At 67.4% G+C, this 16,574-nt stretch carries 11 protein-coding genes; 2 read left to right on the top strand and 9 right to left on the bottom strand.

The features are described 5' to 3' along the window. Positions 1–67 precede the first annotated feature (67 nt). The 8 genes from ACFXJL_RS14975 to ACFXJL_RS15010 form a co-directional block, all read right to left on the bottom strand. Positions 68–784 carry an ABC transporter ATP-binding protein gene (locus ACFXJL_RS14975; protein WP_358877703.1) on the bottom strand — a complete coding sequence of 239 codons (717 nt, stop codon included), beginning with the start codon at positions 782–784 and terminating at the stop codon, positions 68–70. Beyond that, complete coding sequence (locus ACFXJL_RS14980; RefSeq protein WP_384644212.1) at positions 781–1,725, bottom strand: ABC transporter ATP-binding protein; 945 nt, start codon at positions 1,723–1,725, stop codon at positions 781–783. The genes ACFXJL_RS14975 and ACFXJL_RS14980 overlap by 4 nt, the downstream gene beginning before the upstream one ends. Further along, on the bottom strand, positions 1,722–3,452 hold the full coding sequence (locus tag ACFXJL_RS14985; RefSeq protein WP_384644249.1) for a branched-chain amino acid ABC transporter permease: 1,731 nt from the start codon (positions 3,450–3,452) through the stop codon (positions 1,722–1,724). Before ACFXJL_RS14985 ends, ACFXJL_RS14980 begins: the two co-directional genes overlap by 4 nt. 5 nt (positions 3,453–3,457) lie before the next feature. Further along, positions 3,458–4,390: a branched-chain amino acid ABC transporter permease gene (locus tag ACFXJL_RS14990; protein ID WP_358930746.1), complete on the bottom strand. Its 933-nt coding sequence runs from the start codon at positions 4,388–4,390 to the stop codon at positions 3,458–3,460. Between the two features lie 105 nt (positions 4,391–4,495). Beyond that, positions 4,496–5,728, bottom strand: coding sequence for a branched-chain amino acid ABC transporter substrate-binding protein (locus ACFXJL_RS14995; RefSeq protein ID WP_329017186.1), 1,233 nt, complete (start codon positions 5,726–5,728; stop codon positions 4,496–4,498). Between the two features lie 536 nt (positions 5,729–6,264). Next, a complete protein-coding gene (locus ACFXJL_RS15000; RefSeq protein ID WP_384692446.1) occupies positions 6,265–6,675 on the bottom strand; it encodes a hypothetical protein in 411 nt (136 codons plus the stop codon). A 688-nt stretch (positions 6,676–7,363) separates the two neighbouring features. Further along, positions 7,364–7,849, bottom strand: a complete 486-nt coding sequence (locus ACFXJL_RS15005; protein WP_384637557.1) for a PaaI family thioesterase — start codon at positions 7,847–7,849, stop codon at positions 7,364–7,366. 290 nt (positions 7,850–8,139) lie between these two features. Next, positions 8,140–10,413, bottom strand: a complete 2,274-nt coding sequence (locus tag ACFXJL_RS15010) for an FdhF/YdeP family oxidoreductase (RefSeq protein ID WP_384692450.1) — start codon at positions 10,411–10,413, stop codon at positions 8,140–8,142. Between the two features lie 295 nt (positions 10,414–10,708). Here ACFXJL_RS15010 and polA point away from each other — a divergent pair, with 295 nt between their 5' ends. Further along, positions 10,709–13,423: a DNA polymerase I gene (gene polA, locus ACFXJL_RS15015; protein WP_384692453.1), complete on the top strand. Its 2,715-nt coding sequence runs from the start codon at positions 10,709–10,711 to the stop codon at positions 13,421–13,423. A gap of 145 nt (positions 13,424–13,568) precedes the next feature. Here the strand turns inward: polA and ACFXJL_RS15020 are convergent, their stop codons facing one another. Further along, positions 13,569–14,453, bottom strand: a complete 885-nt coding sequence (locus tag ACFXJL_RS15020; protein ID WP_384692456.1) for a DUF4184 family protein — start codon at positions 14,451–14,453, stop codon at positions 13,569–13,571. A gap of 222 nt (positions 14,454–14,675) precedes the next feature. On the opposite strand from ACFXJL_RS15020, the gene ACFXJL_RS15025 reads away from it, so the two are divergent. Next, complete coding sequence (locus ACFXJL_RS15025) at positions 14,676–16,523, top strand: lytic transglycosylase domain-containing protein (protein ID WP_384692459.1); 1,848 nt, start codon at positions 14,676–14,678, stop codon at positions 16,521–16,523. Positions 16,524–16,574: the final 51 nt, after the last annotated feature.

Genomic DNA, 16,574 nt, shown 5'->3' on the forward strand with positions numbered 1-16,574 from the left:
CCCCACCGATTGCTCGGCAGGGGCGCGGGCCCTGTCGTCGTACGGGGTCTGGGCAGCCCCGAAGGGCTCAGTCCTCGCCCAGGTACGCCTTGCGCACCGACTCGTCGTGCAGCAGGTGCTCTCCCGTACCGGACAGCACGATCTTCCCGACCTCCATCACATGCCCGTGATCGGCGAGCGAGAGCGCCGCCTGGGCGTTCTGCTCGACCAGCAGGATGGTCGTGCCCTGCGCCTTCAACTCGGTGATCGTCGCCATGATCTTCTGCATCATGATCGGCGAGAGACCCATCGACGGCTCGTCGAGCATCAACAGCTTCGGCTGACACATCAGCGCCCGCCCCATCGCCAACATCTGCTGCTCACCGCCGGAGAGCGTGCCCGCCGCCTGCTTGCTGCGCTCGCCCAGAATCGGGAAGAGCTCATAGGCGCGCTGGATGTCCCGCTCGATGCCGGCCTTGTCGCTCCGCAGGAACGCACCGAGCCGCAGGTTCTCCTCGATCGACAGCCGCGGGAAGATGTGCCGGCCCTCGGGGGAGTGGGCGAGGCCCATCGCCACGATCTTGTGCGCGGGATAGCCGCTGAGCGGCTTGCCGTCGAAGACGATCCGCCCACCGGAGGGCTTCAACAGCCCGGACAGCGTCCGCAGGGTCGTCGTCTTGCCCGCGCCGTTGGTGCCGATGAGGGTCACCACCTGGCCGGCCTCGACACTGAAGGAGATGCCCTTCACGGCCTCGATCTTGCCGTAGGCGACCCTGAGGTCCTCGACCTCCAGCAAAGTGCTCACTGGGTCTCCCCTTCCGGGCTGGTGGTGCCGGTACTGCCCTGCGCGACGGAGCCGCCCTCCGCTGTGCCCTCGGCACCGGAAGCGGCGGCGTTGTGCGCCTCCGCGGCCTCGACCTCGGCGACCTCCTCCGCACCCGGAGCTCCCTCGAAGGGCGTCCCGAGGTAGGCGGCGACCACCCGCTCATCGCCCTGGACGACCTCCGCGGTGCCTTCGACGAGCTTCTCGCCCTGCACCAGACAGGCCACCCGGTCACAGAGGTTGAAGATGAACCGCATGTCGTGCTCGATGACGAGGACGGCGATCCCCTGGTCCCGGATGGCGAAGATCAGTTCCTCGGCCGCCCGGGTCTCCTGCGGGTTCATGCCGGCCGTCGGCTCGTCCAGCAGCAGCAGGCCCGGATCGCTGGCCATGGCCCTGGCGATCTCCAACTTGCGCTGCTCGCCGTAGGGGAGGTTGCGCGCCAGATGATCGGCCTTGTGCTCCAGGCCGATGAAGCCCAACAGCTCCATGGCGCGCTCGTGCGACGCTGCCTCGGCCCGCTTGAAGCCCGGCCCGCGCACCAGCGCGGACCACAGCCCCTCCTTCGTACGGGTGTGCCGTCCGACCAGGACGTTCTCCAACACGGTCATGTTGGCGAAGAGCCTGATGTTCTGGAAGGTCCTGGCGACGCCCGCCTTGGTGACCAGATGAGGCTTCGGCGGGAGCACGGTGCCCTTGTAGCGGACCTTGCCCTCCGTGGGCACGTACAGCCCCGTCAGGCAGTTGAAGAAGGTGGTCTTGCCGGCGCCGTTGGGGCCGATCAGGCCGACGATCTCGCCCGCGTTGACGGTGAGGTCCACCGAACGGACGGCGGTGAGCCCGCCGAACCTCATGGTGACACCGCTCGCCTCCAGGACGGGAGAGGTGGCGATGTCGATGGTGGTGGTCGTCATGGTCGTCACGCCCCCGCCTTGGTGATGCCGACGCCGGGGCCGGTCAGGCCCTTGTCCGGCACGTCGAGCTGGTCGGTCTCGTGGTACTCCAACTGCGCCCGACGGTTGGCGATCAGCCCCTCGGGACGGAACCGCATCAGCAGGATCAGTGCGAGACCGAAGCCGAGGAGCTGGTAGTCCTGGAGGAACTGGAGCTTGGCCGGGATCATGTACAGCAGCGTGGCACCGAGCAACGGCCCGGTGACCGTGCCCATGCCGCCAAGGATCACAGCCGCCAGCAGGAAGGCCGAGTTGGGCGGTACGGGACCGGCGAACTGGTACATCTCCGGGACCACGGTGTGTTGCACGTGCGCCTGCACGGTACCGGCGAGACCGGCCAGCGTGGCACCGAGCGCGAAGGCGATCAGCTTGACCCGGAAGCCGTTGATGCCCATCGCCGTGGCCGCGGTCTCGTCCTCCCGGATGGCGACCCAGGCCCGACCGATGCGGGAACTGCCCGCACGGCTGAACACGACGATGACGAGCGCCATCGCGAGCAGCATCAGCAGGTAGTAGTTGGCGTAGCTGCCCAGCTCGATCCCGAAGACGGTGTGGGACTCACCGAAGTCGTACCCGAAGAACTCCAGGTCCGGGATGTTGGGAACACCGTTGGGACCGTTGGTGATCTGCGGACCCGACACACCGTCGAGGTTGCCCATGGCGATGCGGAAGATCTCGCCGAAGCCCAGGGTCACGATGGCGAGGTAGTCGCCGCGCAGCCGGAGCGTCGGTGCGCCGATGACCACACCGAAGATGAGCGACACGACCGCACCGGTGAGGACAGCGGCCCAGAACGGGAAGTGCACGTCGAACGCGGACGCGGTCGAACCCGACACCAGGGCGGCCGTATAGGCACCGACGCCCAGGAAGGCGACGTACCCGAGGTCCAGCAGACCTGCCAGGCCGACGACGATGTTCAGACCCAGGGCGACCGTCGCGAAGATCAGGATGTTGACCGCGATCAGCGTGTACGTGTCGGTGTTCTGGGTGAAGGGGAAGGCGATGGCGGCGGCGAATGCCGCGATCACGGTGACCTGGCGGTACTTGGTGGTGAGCCCGGAAAGACGCGCGGTCAGACCGGACTTGATCAGACCGCCCACCGCGAACCCGACGGTGATGAGGTAGCCCGTGAACAACTCGGCGTACTCGGTGTCGATGCCGTACGTCACGACGTACATGCCCACCGCGAACGCCGCGACGATCAACAGGATCTCGGCCCAGGACGGCAGCTCCTTGGGGCGGGCCGCCTTGCGGGTGTCGTCCGCCAGGGCGAACGCGGCCAGCGGTACCGCCGATGCCACGGAGGCGACGAAGGCACCCGGTTCGAGATTGACCAGCCCTTCGAGCTGCCAGGCGATGGCGATCGTCGTGAACCAGGTGGTGGCGAACGCGCCGAGGGCGAGGAAGCGCAGCGCCTTCGTGGTGCCCGCGGGCGCCAGCCAGCCGAGGCCCTTGACGCCGAGCGAGGCCAGTCCGTAGAGGACGACGAGTGCGCCGGCGACCAGGGTCAGGACCTGGAGTCCACCGGGGTAGCCGTAGACGGTCAGATCGCCGGGGAAGGCGTCCGTGTACGTCCAGGCGGTGAAGGTGCTGGCGATGGTGGCGAGGCCACCGGCCGTGACGACCCAGCGGATCAACCGCGTACGAGAGGAGTCATCGGGCGCCGGCTTGACTTGGGTGATGGTGTCCGTGGTCATCGTTCTCACGCCCGATCCGCGACGCGCTCACCGAGCAGACCCTGCGGCCTGACCAGGAGCACGACGATGAGGAGTACAAACGCCCAGACGTTGGCCCAGGCGCCGCCGCCCAGCTGCTGCATACCGGGGATCTCTTCGATGTAGGCGATCGACAGGGCTTCGGCGAGACCCAGGACGACGCCGCCGACCATCGCACCGTAGATGTTGCCGATACCGCCGAGGACCGCCGCGGTGAACGCCTTCAGCCCGAGGATGAAGCCCATCTCAAAGTTGATCTGGCCCTTGTCCAGGCCGTAGACCACGGCTGCGACCGCGGCGAAGGCGGCACCGATGGCGAACGCCAACACGATGATCCGGTCGGTGTTGATGCCCATGAGCTTGGCGGTGTCCGGGTCCTGCGCGGTTGCCTGCATGGCCCGTCCGTTGCGGCTCTTGGAGACGAAGAGTCCCAGCGCGAGCATGCAGAGCGGGGCGAGGACCAGCACGAACGCATCGGCGCGCTGGATCGTCAGATTGTCCAGGATCTTGAAGGACTCTCCGGTGAACTCCGGGAAGCTACGAGCCTTCTTCGCGTCCGGGTACCAGCTCCAGACGGCCTGCTGGAGCACGATCGACAGTCCGATCGCGGTGATCAGTGGGGCGAGCCGGGGCGCGCCACGCAAGGGCCGATACGCGAATCGTTCGGCTAGTACGGCGACGCCGACGGAGGCTATCGCGCCACCTATGATCATGAGAGGAATCGCGACGAAAAGGCTGATTCCGCTGGGGAGCCATATATAGGTGGTGAGGGCGCCAAACCCCCCGATCATAAAGATCTCGCCATGGGCGAAGTTGATGAGCTGGACGATGCCGTAGACCATGGTGTACCCGATGGCGATGAGACCGTATAGGGCACCCAGGGCTAGACCGTTGGCCAGCTGTTGCGGCAGTTCGTTCACCGCAGAGCCTCCGATGTCCGATGAGCGTGTCGGATATGACTCCGCGCGAGGGCGCTGTTTGCGCCCTCGCGCGGTTGGTTCAGTGCTGCGGGGCAGTGCTGGGGATCAGTCCTTGAACGTTTCGCTCTTGACGTCCGTCCACTTGCCGCCCTTGACGGAGTAGACGGTGAGCTGCTTGTTCGTGGTGTCGCCGAACTCGTCGAAGGAGACCTTGCCGGTGACTCCGTCGAAGGACACCTTCGACATGGCCTCGGTCACCTTCGCGCGGGCGTCCTCGGGCAGCTTGCCGTCGTTGTCCGCGACGACCGCCTTCACGGCCTGGACGATGGCCCAGCCGGCGTCGTAGGAGTAGCCGCCGTATGCCGCGTACGGGTCGCCGTAGCCGCCGGCCGCGTAGTCCGTGATGAACTTCTTCGCGGTTTCGAGCTTCTCGACCGGGTAGCCGACCGAGGTCGCGAAGTCACCGTCGTTCGACTCGCCCGAAGCGCTGATGAACGCGGGGTCGTAGATGCCGTCGCCACCCATGGTGGGGATCTTCGCGCCGGTCTTCTTGATCTGGTCCGCGAGCAGTCCCGCCTCGGGGTACTGGCCACCGAAGTAGACCGAGTCCGCGCCGGACGACTTGACCTTGTCGGCGGTGCTGGAGAAGTCGGTCTCCTTCACCGTGACGTGGTCCGTACCCGCGACCGCACCGCCGAGGCGCTTGAACTCCTCGGCGAAGATCGCCGCCAGGCCGGCGCCGTAGGTCTGCTTGTCGTCAACGACGTAGACCTTCTTCTTCTTGGCGTCGTTGAAGAGGTACTGGGCGGCGAACTTGCCCTGGATGACGTCCGTGGTGGAGGTACGGAAGTACGTCTTGAAGGGGCGCTTCTTCTCACCCTTGCCCCAGTTGTCGCCCTGGGACAGCGACGGGTTGGTGTTGGCCGGGGACACCTGGGTCAGATTGGCCTTGTCGAACTCGCCCTGCATGGACTGGGCGACGCCGGAGTTCAGCGGGCCGACGACGCCGAGGACGTCCTTCATGCCCACGAGCTTGGTGGCGTTGGCCTGCCCGGATGCGGGAATGGCCTGGTCATCGAGTGCTTCGATCTTGAATTCAACGCCCGGGACCTCGTTGTTCTTGTTCGCGGTCTTGGCCGCGAGGTCCACCGAGTTCTTGATTCCCTGACCGAGCGCGGACAGGGAACCTGTCAGCGGGGCATCGACACCGATGATCACAGTGGTTTTTTTGCCACTGTCGGACTTCTTGTTGTCATCGTCGCGCGATCCGCATGCGGTGAGGGTGAGCGCTCCCGTGGTGACCACGGCGGTGAGTATGAGCAAGGAACGGTTTCGCACGATAAGTCCTTTCCCTGGCGCGGCCCCTCCCCTGAAGGGCCGATGCGTCGCCGAGCCGAACGGGCGTACACGTGTCACGCTGTCATTGAGCCCGGCGGCGCGGTGACTGGCCGTGACTCTAAGCGCAGCTGGATGGGTGGGTCAGTAGCCAAGTCAGGATGTGACTCTCTTGTTATGCCGAGGTCAAATATCGGTGAGTCGGAGGGTCGTAGATCGGTCATTCACTCGGCCAAACCTCAGCCACATGCTGAGAACGCCCAGTTCCACTAAGGGGCTTGAGGCGATATTGGTGCTGACTGCACACATCTGCGACCAGGGGTGTGGACGGCGCTGTCGAGGTTGATGCCCCGGCCAGTGGAGCCCTCAATTCCGCCACGAGATTGACTACTGACTGTCACGGTCAACGAGGGGTGGCTATCCGTCATATCCGGCTTGGTTCCGACTTCCACCTTCGGCTTCCCGGGGGTGGGAGGGACGGGTGCGGCGGGGGTGGACGCTGCGGCAGCGCCGTCGGACGCATCCATGGGACGGGTTCGTCAGCCCTGCGGAATCGGCGGTCGCCAGTTCTCCGAATTGCCGGTGGCTCCCTGCCGCGTCGAGCACTCCTGGCTGGCCCGTACATCGATCAACTCTAGGGCTGCTTCGCGACCTTGATGTCTTTCCTCGGCTCGCGCGGCCGACAGGAGTTCCTCGTGTATTTCGAACTGCTCGTTGGACAGGCCCTTCTGCTCCCAGTCGAGCCCGGCCCATTTACTGCCCTTGAGCGACTCTTTGGCCCAGTAGGAGATGAGAGTTGTGCATATGGCGACAGCTGAGGAGTTTCGCGGTGTGGGAGTTGCGGTCGGGCCGCCGTTGGTTCGCGGGGGCGATGCACAACCGCTCGCGGTGACGATGAGGAGGGTGAGGGTCAGGGCGAATCCGGTCGAAGTGCGCCGAGGGGTTCCCATGCTGACCACGCCCATTCGTCACGTTCGGTAACTCGGTGATGGCGAAGTTCCGGGCTCTGGTGGAGGGACGAACGAGGTTTGCCGTTCGTTCCCGGCTGTCGAGCCGGCCTTGTGGTGGGCCGTGCCGCGATGGGTCGTCGCGCGGACCGCGTCGCGATCGGTCGTCGGGCAAGGCGCTGATGCTCGACTTTGCGGGAGACGGGGGCGATCCCGAGCCGACCTGAGCGAACCCGAGCTGACCAGAGCTGACCAGAGCGATCCTGAGCCGTCCCGGGTGGTGAGGGGGCAACCGTCGGAGGGCACCTTCGGGCGGTGGAAGCCTCATGAGGGTAGATATCGCCTGAGCCTGACGAATTCTCTGGTTCAGTACCTTTCCCTGCACAGTTGGGGAGGAAAGGGCTTGGTCGGCGGGGCGGTGTGCAGGGTGAAGGCGGCCGGGCGTGCCCCATCGGTCGACGTGCGCCGCAGATCGAAGCGGCGCATGCCCCGTCGTCCGTCCGTACCATCCTGGAGCCGAGCCGAGCCGAGCCGAGCCGAGCCGAGCCGAGCCGAGCCGAGCCGAGCCGAGCCGAGCCGAGCCGAGCCGAGCCGAGCCCTATGCCCGTCCGTCTGGTCTGTCTGGGTGGTGCGTCTGCCTGCCCGATCGATTGGTCGGTCGTTGGATTGGTCGGTCGTTCGATTGGTTGGTCTAGCTGGTGCGCACACCGTCGGCGTCGCCGGGCCGCACATCGCGCACCATGCAGGTCAACCGTGCCGAGCAGACCCGCCGCTCCTGCTCATCGGTGATCACGATGTCGTACGTGGTCGTCGACCGGCCGCGGTGCAGCGGTGTGGCCACCCCGGTCACAAGCCCGGAGCGGACGCCCCGGTGGTGGGTGCAGTTGAGGTCAACCCCGACCGCGATCTTGCTGCTGCCCCCGTGCAACATGGCGCCGATCGAGCCGATCGTCTCCGCCAGGACGGCCGAAGCGCCACCGTGCAGCAACCCGTAGGGCTGTGTGTTCCCCTCGACCGGCATGGTGGCGACGACCCGCTCGGGCGATGCCTCGATGATCTGGATCCCCATCCGGCTGCCCAGATTGCCCGCGGAGAAGAGGGCCGGCAGATCCACACCGAGAGCCGCGTACTCGTCGATGACCTCTTGCGGAAACTTCGCGGTTGAGGGCTCGCCCATGGGTCCGACTCCGATCGCTGTGGGTACGTGGTGCGTACAACGTCATATCACCTGGTTGAGCAACGCCCGCTGTGCGTCGCGTCGCTCACCCGCGCTGCATCCTTGTCTGTCCCGACGCTCCTGGCGCTCCTGACGCTTCCGGTGTGACCGCGGGGCGCCGGAGGTCACTCGGCTCGGATGTCACCGAAGGCGCCCGGAACCATCCCTCCGGAACTCTCCACCGACGCGCACCGCCTCAGGGCCGCGACGGGCCTACTCGGTTGCCCATCCCTTCGGTCGGACGGGTCCGCTCAGACGGGCTCGAAGCGCACCACCACGGACTTGCTCGCCGGCGTATTGCTCGTGTCCGCGGTGGAATCCAGCGGCACCAGGACATTGGTCTCCGGGTAGTAGGCGGCGGCACAGCCTCGCGCCGTCGGATAGTGCACCACCCGAAAGCCCGGCGCCCGACGCTCCACCCCGTCCCGCCACTCACTGACGAGGTCCGTGTACGCGCCGTCCGCCAGGCCCAGCGCCGCCGCGTCCACCGGGTTCACCAGGACGACCCGACGGCCGCCCTTGATGCCGCGGTAGCGGTCATCCAGCCCGTAGATCGTGGTGTTGTACTGGTCGTGTGAACGCAAGGTCTGGAGCAACAGCCGTCCCTCGGGCACCTCGGGGAACTCCACCGGCGCCGCTGTGAAGTTCGCCTTCCCCGTGGCGGTCGGGAAACGGCGCTCGTCCCGCGGTGCGTGCGGCAGGGTGAAGCCCCCAGGCCGCGCGATCTTGGTGTTGAAATCCTCGAAGCCCGGCACCACACGGGCGATCCGGTCCCGGATCGTGCCGTAGTCACGCTCGAAGTCCTCCCAGGGCGTCGCCGAAGCCGAGCCGAGGACCGCACGCGCCAGCCGGGCCACGATCGCAGGCTCGGAGAGCAGTTGGGGGCTCGCCGGCGGGAGGTTGCCCCGCGAGGCGTGCACCATGCCCATCGAGTCCTCGACGGTCACCACCTGCCTACCGCCGGCCTGCACGTCCTTGTCGGTACGCCCCAGGGTGGGCAGGATGAGCGCTCGCCGGCCCGTCACCGCGTGGGAGCGGTTGAGCTTGGTCGATACGTGCACCGTCAATCGGGCCTTGCGGATCGCCGCCTCGGTGACATCCGTGTCCGGTGTCGCGGCCACGAAGTTGCCACCCATGGCGAAGAACACTTTCGCCCGACCGTCCCGCAGGGCCTCGATGGACCGGACGACGTCGAAACCGTGATGCCGGGGCGGCGCGAAGCCGAACTCCCTCTCCAGCGCATCGAGGAAGGCCGGCGCGGGGCGCTCGAAGATCCCCATGGTCCGGTCGCCCTGCACATTGGAATGACCGCGCACGGGACACACGCCCGCCCCTGGTCGCCCTATGCTGCCGCGCAGCAACAGGAAGTTGACCACCTCGCGGATGGTCGCCACCGAGTGCTTGTGCTGGGTGAGTCCCATGGCCCAACAGGCGATCGTCCGCTCAGACGCCAGCACCATGGCCAGGGCCTGCTCGATCTCGGCGCGCTCCAGCCCTGTCGCGGCGAGCGTCTCGTCCCAGTCGGCGGCCAGCGCCGCGGCCCGGAACTCCTCGTACCCATGGGTGTGTTCGTCGATGAACGGCTGGTCGACCGCCTCGGCGCCCGCCTCCAGGATGAGCCTGTTCAGCAACCGGAACAGGGCCTGGTCGCCGCCGATGCGAATCTGGAGGAAGAGGTCGTTCAGCGCGACCCCCTGAACCAGCCCCCGCGGTGTCTGCGGGTTCTTGAACCGCTCCATCCCGGCTTCGGGAAGGGGGTTCACGGAGATGATGCGCGCGCCGGCCCGCTTGGCCCGCTCCAGGGCGGACAACATCCGGGGGTGGTTCGTCCCGGGGTTCTGGCCGGCGACGATGATCAGATCGGCCTGGTGGATGTCCTCCAGGGACACACTGCCCTTGCCGACCCCGATCGTCTCGGTGAGTGCAGAGCCGGAGGACTCGTGGCACATGTTCGAGCAGTCGGGGAGGTTGTTCGTGCCGAATTCGCGAGCGAACAGTTGGAACAGGAACGCTGCCTCGTTGCTCGTGCGCCCCGAGGTGTAGAACAACGCCTCATCGGGAGATGACAGGGCCGTCAACTCCTCGGCGATGATCGAGAACGCCCGCTCCCAACTCACCGCCTCGTAGCGATCGCCGCCCTCGGGCAGATAGACGGGCTCCGTGATCCGGCCCTGCTGGCCCAGCCAGTAGCCACTGCGCGTCGCGAGGTCCGCCACGGGATGCTCGGCGAAGAAGGTGGGGGTCACCCGGCGGAGCGTGGCCTCCTCGGCGACCGCCTTCGCCCCGTTCTCGCAGAACTCGGCCGCATGGCGCTTCTCGCCCTCGGGCCAGGCACATCCCGGACAGTCGAAGCCGTCCTTCTGATTGACCTTGAGCAGTGTCTGCGCCGTACGCCGTACGCCCATCTGTTGTTGGGCGATCTTGAGCGTGTGCCCGATGGCGGAGAGCCCCGCCGCGGCGTGCAGCGGAGCGTCGACCTGCGGCGCGTCCTGAATCGGATCACCTGCGGGAGGCTTGCCGGCCATCGTGCTCCTCTGTGAGCGCGTGCTCTGTACGTGTCGTGCCCATCGATGTGGTTCGCGCCCTGCCGGACGCGATCACCAGGAAACGGCCAGCAGGGCGCCAACCACATCGCGAACGTACATTTGTACGGGAAAGTCGTCTACCTTCGATCCTGCCACGCCCCACCGACAAACCCCACCGACAACCTGGCCGACAAGCCGACATAGGGGGCACGGCCCGCCCGCAGCGACCCCGCCCGGGGGGTACCGGACCGTCGCATGGCGGGCGATGTCAGTGGCACATGGCAGGATCGTGTCCGTGGCTGAGACAGCGTCGAAGAAGACCCCAGACGACAACCGTCCGCGCCTGCTCCTGATGGACGGGCACTCCCTGGCGTACCGGGCGTTTTTCGCGCTCCCCGCGGAGAATTTCTCGACCGCCAGCGGTCAGACGACCAATGCCGTCTACGGCTTCGCCTCCATGCTGGCGAACACCCTGCGTGACGAGGCGCCCACGCACTTCGCCGTGGCCTTCGACGTGTCGCGCAAGACCTGGCGTTCGCAGGACTTCCCCGAGTACAAGGCGAACCGCTCGGCCACTCCGGACGAATTCAAGGGGCAGGTCGAGCTGATCGGCGAGCTCCTCGACACCATGAACGCCGTCCGGTTCGCGGTCGAGGGCTTCGAGGCCGACGACATCATCGCCACCTTGGCCACCGAGGCCGAGGCCGCTGGCTTCGATGTTCTGATCGTCACCGGCGACCGGGACTCCTTCCAGCTCGTCAGCGAGCACACGACCGTGCTCTACCCCACCAAGGGCGTCTCCGAGTTGACCCGCTTCACCCCGGCCAAGGTCGAGGAGAAGTACGGACTGACCCCCGCGCAGTACCCGGACTTCGCCGCCCTGCGCGGCGACCCGTCCGACAACCTCCCCGGCATTCCCGGCGTCGGCGAGAAGACCGCCACCAAGTGGATCAACCAGTTCGGCTCCTTCGCCGAGCTGGTCGAGCGCGCGGACGAGGTCAAGGGCAAGGTCGGGCAGTCCCTGCGGGACCATCTGGACTCCGTCAAACTCAACCGCCACCTGACCGAGCTGGTCCGTGACGTGGAGTTGTCCCGGCCCGTCACCGAACTGGAGCGTGCCCCCTATGACAGGGACGCGCTCAAGGGATTCCTCGAAGTCCTGGAGATCCGCAACCCGAGCCTGCGTGAGCGGCTCCTCGCGGTCGACCCGGGCTCGGCCGAGGAGGAAGCAGCTCCGCCCGCCGCCGGCGTGGAACTCGACGGGACCGTCCTCGCCACCGGTGAGCTCGGCCCCTGGCTCGACCAGCACGGCGCGCAACCGCTGGGCATGGCCGTGGTCGCCAGCTGGGCCCTCGGGGTCGGCAGTGTCAGCGAGATCGCCCTCGCCGCAGCCGACGGAAGCGCCGGATGGTTCGACCCGACCCGGCTCGACGAGTCCGACGAGCAGGCGTTCACCGCCTGGAGCGCGGACGCCTTTCGGCCCAAGGTCCTGCACAACGCCAAGGACGTGCTGCGGGTCTTCCCCGAGCACGGCTGGCAGCTCGCCGGCATCTCCATGGACACGGCCCTCGCGGCCTACCTGGTGAAGCCGGGCCGTCGTTCCTTCGCCCTGGACGCCCTGTCCATCGAGTACCTCCACCGAGAGCTGGCACCGGCCGCCGCCGCGGACGGGCAGTTGGCCTTCGGTACCGACGAACAGGCCGAGGCCGACGCGCTCATGGCCCAGGCCCGAGCGATCCTCGACCTGGGCGACGCCTTCGGCGAGAAGCTGACCGAAGTCGGCGCCACCGAACTGCTCCACGATGTGGAGCTCCCGACCTCGCTCCTCCTCGCCCGCATGGAGCGGCACGGCATCGCCGCCGATCGGGCCCATTTCGAGGCGATGGAGCAGCTGTTCGCGGGTGCGGTCCAGCAGGCGGTGAAGGAGGCCCATGCCGCCGTGGGCCACGAGTTCAACCTCGGCTCACCCAAGCAGCTCCAAGAAGTCTTCTTCGGCGAGCTCAACCTGCCCAAGACCAAGAAGACCAAGACCGGCTACACCACCGACGCGGACGCGCTGGCCTGGCTCGCCGCACAGACCGAACACGACCTGCCCGTTATCATGCTGCGCCACCGTGAGCAGGCCCGACTGCGTTCCACCGTCGAGGGCCTGATCAAGACGGTCGCAGCGGACGGCCGGATCCATACGACCTTCAGCCAGACCGTCGCCGCGACCGGTCGACTCTCCTCCACGGACCCCAACCTCCAGAACGTGCCGGTCCGTACCGACGAGGGCAGGGCCATCCGCCGCGGCTTCGTCGTCGGCGAGGGCTTCGAGTCGCTGATGACCGCCGACTACAGCCAGATCGAGCTGCGGGTGATGGCCCACCTCTCCCAGGACGAGGGTCTGCTCCAGGCATTCACCTCGGGTGAGGACCTCCACAACACCGTGGCCTCCCAGGTCTTCAACGTGAAGACCTCCGAGGTCGACCCGGAGATGCGCCGCAAGATCAAGGCCATGTCGTACGGGCTCGCCTACGGGCTGTCGGCGTTCGGTCTCTCCCAGCAGCTCAATATCGAAGCCGGTGAGGCCCGTGCGCTGATGGACACCTACTTCGAGCGTTTCGGCGGGGTCCGTGACTACCTCCACCACGTCGTGGACGAGGCCCGGGCGACGGGATACACCGCCACCATGCTCGGCCGTCGCCGCTATCTGCCCGATCTCAACAGCGACAACCGCCAGCGCCGAGAGGCAGCCGAGCGCATGGCGCTGAACGCACCGATCCAGGGCACCGCCGCCGATATCGTCAAGATCGCCATGCTCAAGGTGGACGGGGCGCTGCGCGAAGCAGAGCTGTCCTCACGGCTGTTGCTCCAGGTGCACGATGAAATCGTGCTGGAGATCTCGCCGGGCGAGCGGGCGGAGGTCGAGGCGATCGTGCGCCGCGAGATGTCCTCGGCCGCCTCGCTGAGCGCTCCGTTGGACGTGTCGGTGGGTGTGGGAACCGACTGGGAGTCCGCCGCCCACTGACTTCAAGGCAGTAGGCCGGCCCGGGCAGCAACCCCCTTTGGGGGGTCGTGCGCCGGACTCACCTCCGACTGGATGTGGATGTGCCTGAGGGCCGCACTCCTCAGGCACATCCATCGAAGGCAGGGCGCCTTGGGGTGAAGACCGATCAGAGCCGTCCACCACGACGGGATGGCTCTGGTTCATCCGGTTCCGCGTGGGCCAGGTCCATGGGTGTGTGCGCAGTCGAAGCGAGCCGGGCCACCACCGCGTACAGCAGTACGCCGACGGCCCACCCGGTCCCCGCCCCGAAGCAGGCCGTCGGGATCAGATCGATGGGGGAGAGGTCCCCGTCCCAGCTCCGATACAGCACGATGCACCGATGAAGCGCGCCGCACAGTGCGAACGCCAGCAGCGCCAGACAGACGGTGCGACGAGTGCGGCGATCCACGGGACGCCAGCGCGGCGCCGTGTGCGGCGGGCGCGAGTTCGGGGGCGGCACGGGCTGTTGGCTCAGCGCGGACACGACGAACGCCCCGATCACCAGCAGAGCGATGGCCGACGAGCCGTACTGCGCGAACTTGTGGACTCCGAAGCCGCCCACCGTCTCAGCCAGCACCGGCACCATCCTCGTGCCCCAGCGGCCCTCATGTGTGAAGGAGTCCCAGAAGATGTGCGTGGCCGCGCCGATGACCGCCGACACGAAGAACCGCACCAGATACGAGGGTCCCCAGCGGATCGCCGGGCCGGTGAGCCATGCACGGACCCGAAGATGCAACGGAGGGGGCAGCAGCGCGAACAGGGGATCGCGCACCACCCACCACAAACCCACCAGAAGAGCGGTCACCAGCACATCGACGGTCAACAGCCCGATGAGGCCATGGGTGAAGTCGCCCCAGGCCATGGCCTCCGGCACCACGGAGGCCGCGAAATAGGTGATGTCCGGCGAAAAGGAGCCCATCACCAACGCTGAGGCGACCAGCGGTCCGTGTGCTGTGCCATCTCTTCTGAGTCCCGGGAGAACCGCGGCGGCATGGCTGAGCGTGAAGGGCATGAAAGGTCCTCGGCGATCGCCGAGGGGTGAACCCCCGACCAACGCCGTTCGGTCCGTGCGAGGTGCTGAGTTTGGACACCTGGCGATGCGGAGGTGGCGAACTGGTGAATGCAGGTCAAGGCCCGGTGTTGTGGAGCCTTTAGTTGCCGTAGGGTCGCGTGAGTATTGCATTTAATCGTATTGGGGAGCGCGGGGGCGTCGCTTTCGGGAGGGAACAGACGTATGGCAGCGCACATCGGCCGACGGCTGCGCAGAGGGGCGACGAGCACCGCAGTCGCCGCCGCGGCCGTCGCGGCACTCTCCGCTTCGCAAGCGCCGGGAGTCACCCCCTCGGGGACGGGTGACGGCTCGGCCCGCGGCAGTGGCCAGAGTGCGTCCGACGCAACGCCACCACCCGGCACGCCCGTCACCGGCAACTCGCCCTACCACACGGACTTGCCACCGCTGACAACTCCCGGGAAGCCCGGCACGTCCACGGATCTTCCTGTCACCACCGGTCCTGCCGAAGCGGGCATCCCGGCCACGGTTCTCGCGGCCTACAAGCAGGCTGAGCAGACCATCGCCGGCTCGGATCCCGGCTGCAAGGTGCCCTGGCAACTCCTCGCCGCCATCGGGAAGGTGGAATCCGGCCAGGCCAGGGGCGGTCGGGTGGACGCCCAGGGCACCACACTCGCTCCGATCCGAGGCCCGGTCCTCAACGGTGTCGGCTTCGCCAACATCCCCGACTCGGACAACGGCGCACACGACGGCGACACGGTCTACGACCGCGCCGTCGGCCCCATGCAGTTCATTCCCACGACCTGGGCGACCTGGGGACAGGACGCCAACAGCGACGGGCTCAAAGACCCCAACAACATCTACGACGCGGCCCTGGCCGCTGGTCGTTACCTCTGCGCGGGTAACAGGGACCTGACGGTCAAACAGGACCTCGACCAGGCCATCCTCGGCTACAACCACTCCCGGGAGTACCTCCGTACGGTCCTCTCCTGGTTCGAGTACTACAAGAACGGTACGCACGAGGTCCCCGACGGCGAAGGTGTGCTGCCCGGGTCCACCACCCCCGACAGCCCGGGAACCGATGAGGGTCCGATACCCGGTGGAGATTCACCCGGTGGCAGGGATCCCCTCACTCCGCCCGGCTCCGAGAAGCCCGCGCCCAAACCGCCCAAGGGACCGGGCACCGGGGAGGAGGGGCCATCGACACCACCCACCAGCAAGCCTCCTCAACTCCCCAACCCGCCGGCGAAGCCCAATCCGAAGCCGCCGACACCCCCCGCGGTGTCGCCGGTCACCAAGATCGAGGATGCCGGCACCGGTACTTTGACCGCCGTTGCCGGGCGCGACTTCGCCGAGAAGATCACCGCCCGAGTGCGCGATGCGGCCGGCCGCGGCGCGGCTGAGAAGGACGTGCGCTTCGAGATCGTCGGGAACACGGATGCCCGCTTCAGCGGCGGTAGGACCAGCGTCGTCCGTGCTACGGGTGCAGATGGCACGGTCACCGCGCCCCTGCTGAAGGCCGGAGCGAAGGTGGGACGGTTCACCGTCTGGGCCAGTGTCGTGGGACGGGAACTGAAGCCGATCTCCTTCTCCGCCGTGGTCACGGCGCCCGTGGCCGACAAGCTCTCCAGGGTCGGCGACAAGCCCCTGACGACGGCCGTCGGTTCGGAGTTCGCCGAGCTGATCACCGTCAAGGCCGCCCACCAGGGAGCGGACGCCGCTGGAGTGGCGATCACCGCCACGATGATCAAGCCTGCAGACGGTGCCACAGCCGTCGAGAACGACAAGGGCCCCTACTTCAAGGGCGCCGACGGCAAGCCTCTCCGTACGCTCTCCGACCTCACCACCGACGCGGAGGGAAGGCTGACGCTTCCCAAGGTCTTCGCGGACGAGTCGACCGGCACCTTCCTGCTGCGGCTGGCCGCGGCCGGTGGAGTGAGCATCACCGTCGAGCTTGAGGTGGCCCCCGCACCCTCGCCGTCTCCGACCCAGTCGGCACCCTCGCCCTCCCCGTCGTCGCCCGCATCTTCGGCCCCGTCCTCGTCCCCCTCGACCAGGGCCTCCGCGGGCTGACCGGCGCACTCCACGATCGGCTGCCCCTCCGTCCCACAGCGGTGGAGGGGC

It is taken from the genome of Streptomyces sp. NPDC059256 (assembly GCF_042753785.1).
GTDB lineage: Bacteria > Actinomycetota > Actinomycetes > Streptomycetales > Streptomycetaceae > Streptomyces.

Bases quoted from the DNA above. Each gene is read 5' to 3' on its own strand.
- ACFXJL_RS14985 (WP_384644249.1), bottom strand. From the start codon at position 3,452: ATGACCACGGACACCATCACCCAAGTCAAGCCGGCGCCCGATGACTCC.
- ACFXJL_RS15000 (WP_384692446.1), bottom strand. From the start codon at position 6,675: ATGGGAACCCCTCGGCGCACTTCGACCGGATTCGCCCTGACCCTCACC.
- ACFXJL_RS15005 (WP_384637557.1), bottom strand. From the start codon at position 7,849: ATGGGCGAGCCCTCAACCGCGAAGTTTCCGCAAGAGGTCATCGACGAG.
- ACFXJL_RS15010 (WP_384692450.1), bottom strand. From the start codon at position 10,413: ATGGCCGGCAAGCCTCCCGCAGGTGATCCGATTCAGGACGCGCCGCAG.
- ACFXJL_RS15020 (WP_384692456.1), bottom strand. From the start codon at position 14,453: ATGCCCTTCACGCTCAGCCATGCCGCCGCGGTTCTCCCGGGACTCAGA.
- ACFXJL_RS15025 (WP_384692459.1), top strand. From the start codon at position 14,676: ATGGCAGCGCACATCGGCCGACGGCTGCGCAGAGGGGCGACGAGCACC.